Source organism: Mycobacterium sp. (genome assembly GCF_050700595.1).
Lineage (GTDB): Bacteria > Actinomycetota > Actinomycetes > Mycobacteriales > Mycobacteriaceae > Mycobacterium.
The window spans coordinates 1-6,288 of record NZ_JBOHHI010000196.1 but is presented as its reverse complement, the minus strand read 5'-3'; the positions used below and the strand labels follow the sequence as shown (position 1 = coordinate 6,288).

The window sequence follows — 6,288 nt, the reverse complement described above, 5'->3', positions numbered from 1 at the left end:
GTGCTCGCCGCGCGACATCCGCGACAGCGCCGACATCGGTTCGCCCTGGGTGCCGGTGGTGATCAACACCACCTGGTCCGGCGGCATCATTTCGGCCGCACCGATTTCGAGAAGATCGGAATCGGCCACCCGTAGGAAGCCGAGGTCGCGGGCGATGCGCATGTTGCGCACCATCGACCGTCCGACGAACGACACCCGCCGGCCCAATGCCACTGCGGCATCGATGATCTGCTGCACCCGGTCCACGTTGGAGGCGAAGCACGCCACGATGACACGGCGTTCGGCGCCGCGGATCAGCCGGTGCAGCGTTGGGCCGACCTCGCTTTCGGACGGCCCGACACCGGGGATCTCGGCGTTGGTCGAGTCGCATAGGAACAAGTCCACACCCGCATCGCCGAGCCGCGACATGCCGGGCAGGTCGGTGGGACGTCCGTCGAGCGGAAGCTGGTCGAGTTTGATGTCACCGGTGTGCAGGACGGTTCCCGCGCCGGTGTGTATCGCGATCGCCAGCGCGTCGGGGATTGAGTGGTTGACGGCAAAGTACTGGCACTCGAAGACGCCGTGCTTGCTGCGTTGGTTCTCGGCGACCTCGACGAACACCGGTTTGAGGCGATGCTCCCGGCATTTCGCGGCGACCAGTGCGAGGGTGAACTTCGAGCCGACGACCGGGATGTCGGGGCGCAGCTTGAGCAGAAACGGGATCGCCCCGATGTGGTCCTCGTGGGCGTGGGTCAGCACCAGCGCCTCGACGTCGTCGAGCCGGTCTTCGATATGGCGCAGGTCGGGCAGGATCAGGTCGACGGCGGGCTCGTCGTGGGTGGGGAACAGCACCCCGCAGTCGACGATCAGCAATCGGCCCAGGTGCTCGAAAACGGTCATGTTGCGGCCGATTTCGCTGATCCCCCCCAGCGCTGTCACCCGCAACCCACCGGGGGGCAACGGACCTGGCGGGGCGAGGTCTACATCCACTTGCGGGCCACCCTGTGGGTCACGTGAGCACTGAGGCCGCTCGCATGTCGGCGGCCAACGCCTCGATCTGCTCGGGTGTCGCCGCCACCTGCGGCAGCCGTGGGTCGCCGACGTCGATGCCCTGCAGCCGCAAACCCGCCTTGCACATCGTCACTCCACCGAGGCGGCTCATCGCGTCACACAACGGGCTGATCGCGAGGTTGATCTTGCGGGCGGTCACGACATCTCCGGAACCGAAGGCAGAGAACAGGTCGCGGAGCTGGCCCGCCGCGAAATGAGAAATCACGCTGACAAAGCCGGTTGCACCCATCGCCAGCCAGGGCAGGTTCAGCGGGTCATCACCGGAGTAGTAGGCCAGCCCGGTCTCGGCCATCAGCTGCGAGCCGGCGTGCAGGTCGCCTTTGGCGTCTTTGATGCCGACGATGTTCGGGTGGGCGGCCAATGTGCGGATGGTGTCGGGCTGGATCGGCACCACCGACCGCGGCGGGATGTCGTAGAGCAGCACCGGCAGCGCGGTGGCGTCGGCGACCGCGGTGAAGTGGGCGATCAGTCCGGCCTGGGACGGCTTCGAGTAGTAGGGCGTGACCACGAGCAGTCCGTGTGCGCCCACGCCCGCGCACGCCTCGGCCAACCGGATGCTGTGTTCGGTGTCGTTGCTGCCCGCGCCGGCGATGATGCGGGCACGGTCGCCCACCGCATCCAGCACCGCCCGCAGCAGCGTCAGCTTCTCGTAGTCGGCCGTGGTCGGTGATTCGCCGGTGGTGCCGGACAGCACCAGGCCGTCACAACCCGCATCGACCAGGTGCGTCGCCAACCGCGCGGCGGTCTCGGTGTCCACCGAGCCGTCGGAACCGAATGGCGTCACCATCGCGGTCAAGACGGTGCCCAGGCTCGTCCGCGCGTCGAATCCGGCAGTGTTCACGGTCCCAAGGCTACCCGGCAGCGCCGGCCGGCCGGCCGGATCAGGCTTCGGTGGCTAACGGACTCGTGGCGACCTCCGTGCCGTCGGCGAGCGTGGCGATCTGGAAATCCTCGAACACCGCCGGGGCGACGTCGACGAGTATGCGCAGGCAGGCGATGGCCAGCCGGCGGATTTCCACGTCGGCGTGCTCGCTGGCGCGCATCGCGATGAAGTGCCGCCAGGCCCGGAAGTTGCCGGTCACCACGATGCGGGTCTCGGTGGCGTTGGGCAGTACGGCGCGGGCGGCCTGGCGGGCCTGCTTGCGGGCCAGCGCCGCGTTGGGTTGATCGGCGAACTTGGCTTCCAGCCTGGCCAGCAACTCCGTGTAGCTGGCGCGGCCGGCGTGGGCGGCCTCGACCAGGATTTGCTGCAGTTCGGGATCGTCTTCCATTCCCGGCGGTATCACCACCTGCGAGTTCTTTTCCGGCACGTAGCGCTGCGACAGTTGCGAGTAGGAGAAGTGCCGGTGCCGGATGAGTTCATGGGTGCACGACCGGGAGATGCCGGTGATGTAAAACGACACCTGCGCGTGCTCGAGCACCGAGAAATGCCCGACGTCGATGATGTGCTGCAGATAGCCGGCGTTGGTCGCGGTTTTGGGATTGGGCTTCGACCAGCTCTGGTAGCAGGCCCGGCCGGCGAACTCTACCAGCGCTTGGCCACCGCCGGCGTCGGTGCTCCACGGCACGTCCGGCGGCGCCAGAAACTCGGTCTTGGCAATCAGTTGCACGCGCAGCGGCGCGGTCTCGGCCACCTGTTTCTCCTATGCCACTCGGCCGCTATTTGGCAAGTCGGCCATCATGGCGAAAGTGATTTCACCGCAGAACTCAGCTCGCCGGCCAGATCCCCGCGGTCACCGACCGTGATACCGGCTAATCCCAGCCAGGACGCCATTGTCGCCAATTCGCCGGCCAGCGCCGCGGCCACCCGCGGCGGCGAGCGATCCGGTTCGACGAAGGCGCCGACAACGTGCAGCACATCCCGCGCCCGGTCGGCCTTGAGATCCACCCGCCCGACGAGCTCACCGTCCAGCAGAAACGGCCACACGTAGTAGCCGTGCCGGCGCTGCGCTGCGGGGGTGTAGATCTCGATGCGGTAGTGAAACCCGAACAGCCGCTGCACGCGCGGTCGGAAGAAGATCAGCGGATCGAATGGGCACAACAGTGCCGTACCGCGGTCGCGCCGCGGGAGCGGCTGCCCGGCAAGCAGATACGCCGGTGCCGACCACCCGTCCACGTCGGCTTGTTCCAGCTCGCCGTCGGCGACCAGCTTGGCGATCGACGGCTTGGCCTGGCCGGCGGCCAGCCGGAAGTAGTCGCGGATGTCGGCCTCGGTGCCGACACCCAGCGCAGTGGCCGCTCGCAGCGTGAGCTGACGGATGGCCTCGTCGTCGTCGACCTCCCGTGCCAGCACGTTGGGCGGCAGGACGTTCTCGGTCAGGTCGTAGTGCCGGGTGAACCCGGTCCGGGTGGCGGTCGTGAGCACCCCGGCGGCGAACAGCGCCTCCGCAACCCATTTGGTGTCGCTGCGGTTCCACCAGGCACCCTTGGCCGCCCGCGGTTCGGCGGCCAGGTGGTCTTCGATCTGCCCGGCCGTACACGGCCCGAGTTGCGCGACGGCGGCGACGATATCGTCGGCCAGCCGCGGGTTGGCCTTGACTGCCTCAAAATACCTGCGGGTTTCCCAGCGCCCGTGCCGGTATTGGCGCATGCGCCAACGCAGTAGCGGCCAGTCGTCGACGGCCATCAGCGCGGCCTCGTGGGCCCAATACTCCACCAGCAGCCGCGGGCTGCGCGCCGAATGCGCCCAGGCGGCGCGGTCCAGCACGTCCCGGTCGTAGGGCCCGAGCCGGCTGAACACCGGCGCGTAGTGCGCGCGCACCGCCACCGACACCGAATCCAGTTGCAGCACTTGGATGCGGGATATCAGCCGCCGCAGGTGCGCGGAGGTGATATTGCCGCCGGGCCGCGGCTCGCTAAATCCCTGGGCCGCAACGGCTATCCGACGGGCCTGCGCGGCGGTCAGGCAATGGTTACGGATCGGCACAGCGGCAAGGCTACCGCTGGCTCACCCGGTGCTGACTTTCTCGTCCAACGGCACCACGACGCTCGCCTCCGGCGGATTCTTTTGTTCCTGGTATGCCGACTCAAGAGCGGCCGGAACCGCTTCCAGGTCGCGGTATACGCCCATCAGGTGCTCCAGGATCTTGATTCGTTGCTGACTCGCCTCGTGCATGGCTCGCCGGGCCTCCTCACGATCCCGATCTGCTCTCTGCTTTGCATCGGCGAGGAGTTGCTCGCGCGCCTGTTGGGCGTCAGCGCGCAGGCTGGCCAGTTCGGCCTCGAGCTTTTCTTTGGTTTCCTGATACTCGGCTTCCAGGGCTTTTCGCTGCGCCGCCATGTCCGCCAACAGCCCTTCGCGCTTTCGCTGCGCGGCCTCGGCCTCCGCCTCGGCCTCCGCGATCAGCGCCTCTGCCTCGGCCCGCGCCTCGGCCTGCATCTCGGAAACCTCGTCGACCGCCTGCCGCAGCATCTTCGCCATCCGATGTTGCATCGCGTGGGGCGACGGTGAGGTGTCCGTGAGGACCGCGACCTCCTTCCGCAATCCGGCTGTTTCATCGCCGGATTCCCTCAGCCGGGCCCTTAGGCTTTCGACGTCGTCGAGCAGCAGCTGCTGCTTGGTGGTCAACACCTCGATGTGGGCATCAACCGCGGCCGGATCGTAGCCCCTGAACATGCGAGAGAACGTCTTTGCGGGTTCGGTTATCACGCCAATTCCCCCTTCTGGCAACGCTTGGTACACCCGATGAGACCGGCCCCAGAGTCCGAGTATGTCACGGTAATCCGTGTGGCGCGGACACCAGTGGTCACACCCGACAGTAGCTGTGCAATCGGTACCGCAGTCCCGAGCTGCTGGTCAGCCACTCCCCGGTGGTCCCGACCCAGGTCTCGTCGAGCGCGGGGGCCAGTACGTCGGTGTCGTCGCGCGGCAGGTCGATCTCCACCTCGGTGACCTCGCATCGGCTCGCGCACGGCATCGCGAGCGCATACATCTGCTGGCCGCCGACCACCCACACCTCGGGATCGGTCAGTGCCTCGTCGAGGCTGGTGACAACGTCTGCGCCGTCCGCCACATAGTCGGCTTGCCGGGTCACGACGACATTGCGCCGGCCGGGCAGCGGACGAACTGCGGCCGGCAGCGACTCCCAGGTCCGCCGGCCCATCACCACGGTGTGGCCCATCGTGAGCTGTTTGAAGCGGGCCTGGTCTTCGGGCAGCCGCCATGGGATGCCGCCGGCACGGCCGATGATCCCCGACGTCGACTGAGCCCAGATCAGGCCCACTGTGGTCAAGAGCGCCACTCTCCCCCGCAAGCGGGAGGTGCCCCCACCTCATCGCTCAGTGTCAGTTCGTCGCCGGCGCGGCTCATACCGCGACGGGAGCTTTGATCGCCGGATGCGGATCGTAGTTTTTGACGACGATGTCGTCGTAGGTGTAGTCGAAGATCGAATCCCGCGGCGCCAGAACAAGTTCCGGATACGGCCGAGGTTCGCGGGACAGCTGCAGTCGTACCTGTTCGACGTGATTGTCGTAGATGTGGCAGTCCCCGCCCGTCCAGATGAACTCACCGACTCCAAGGCCCGTTTGGGCGGCCATCATGTGGGTGAGCAACGCATAGCCGGCGATGTTGAACGGCACCCCGAGGAACAGGTCGGCGCTGCGCTGATAAAGCTGGCAGCTCAGTCGCCGATCGGCCACATAGAACTGAAAGAGCAGGTGGCACGGTGGCAGCGCCATCTGGCCGATGTCGCCGACGTTCCAGGCCGACACGATGATGCGCCGCGAGTCGGGGTCGGTGCGCAACAACTCCAGCGCCGCGCCGAGCTGGTCGATGTGCTCACCCGAGGGGGTCGGCCAGGACCGCCACTGCACCCCATAGACTGGACCGAGATCGCCTGTGTCGGAAGCCCATTCATCCCAGATCGTGACCCCGTGCTGGTGTAGCCAGCCGACGTTGGAATCTCCGCGCAAAAACCACAACAGCTCGTAGATCACCGACTTCAGATGCACTTTCTTGGTGGTGATCAGCGGGAAGCCGGCCGACAGATCGTAGCGCATCTGGTGGCCGAACAGGCTGCGGGTGCCGGTGCCGGTGCGGTCGGCCTTGCGGGTGCCCCGCTCGAGTACCAGGCGCAGCAGATCCTCGTACGGTGTGGCGATCGGCACGCCCCTCAGCCTAGACGGTATGGGGGGCTGGGGCCTCGCTCACATGTGAACGTGGGTTGCGGTTAGGAATTCGGTCCTGGCCGTAGAGCCACAGATGTGGGAGGCCCCAGTGAAGGTTCAGCGTACGAGTGT

Annotated in this window: 7 protein-coding genes; all 7 read right to left on the bottom strand. The window is 66.9% G+C overall.

Features of this window, described 5'->3' with window-relative positions; genetic code table 11:
* Positions 1-969: ribonuclease J (locus ACRDTL_RS18260; RefSeq protein WP_431508101.1), on the bottom strand; the 969-nt coding region annotated here is incomplete at its 3' end.
* A 19-nt stretch (positions 970-988) separates the two neighbouring features.
* Positions 989-1,891, bottom strand: a complete 903-nt coding sequence (gene dapA, locus ACRDTL_RS18255; protein ID WP_431508100.1) for a 4-hydroxy-tetrahydrodipicolinate synthase — start codon at positions 1,889-1,891, stop codon at positions 989-991.
* 40 nt (positions 1,892-1,931) lie between these two features.
* Positions 1,932-2,684, bottom strand: coding sequence for an FAD-dependent thymidylate synthase (gene thyX / locus ACRDTL_RS18250; RefSeq protein ID WP_431508099.1), 753 nt, complete (start codon positions 2,682-2,684; stop codon positions 1,932-1,934).
* Between the two features lie 44 nt (positions 2,685-2,728).
* Positions 2,729-3,970 (bottom strand): winged helix-turn-helix domain-containing protein, encoded by a 1,242-nt coding sequence (locus tag ACRDTL_RS18245; protein ID WP_431508102.1) that lies wholly within the window; start codon positions 3,968-3,970, stop codon positions 2,729-2,731.
* 27 nt (positions 3,971-3,997) lie between these two features.
* A complete protein-coding gene (locus ACRDTL_RS18240; protein ID WP_431508098.1) occupies positions 3,998-4,699 on the bottom strand; it encodes a cell division protein DivIVA in 702 nt (233 codons plus the stop codon).
* Positions 4,700-4,796: 97 nt separating this feature from the next.
* On the bottom strand, positions 4,797-5,282 hold the full coding sequence (locus ACRDTL_RS18235) for a dihydrofolate reductase (protein ID WP_431508097.1): 486 nt from the start codon (positions 5,280-5,282) through the stop codon (positions 4,797-4,799).
* Positions 5,283-5,355: 73 nt separating this feature from the next.
* Entirely contained in the window at positions 5,356-6,156 is an 801-nt protein-coding gene (locus ACRDTL_RS18230) for a thymidylate synthase (RefSeq protein WP_431508096.1), read from the bottom strand.
* Between the last annotated feature and the right edge of the window lie 132 nt (positions 6,157-6,288).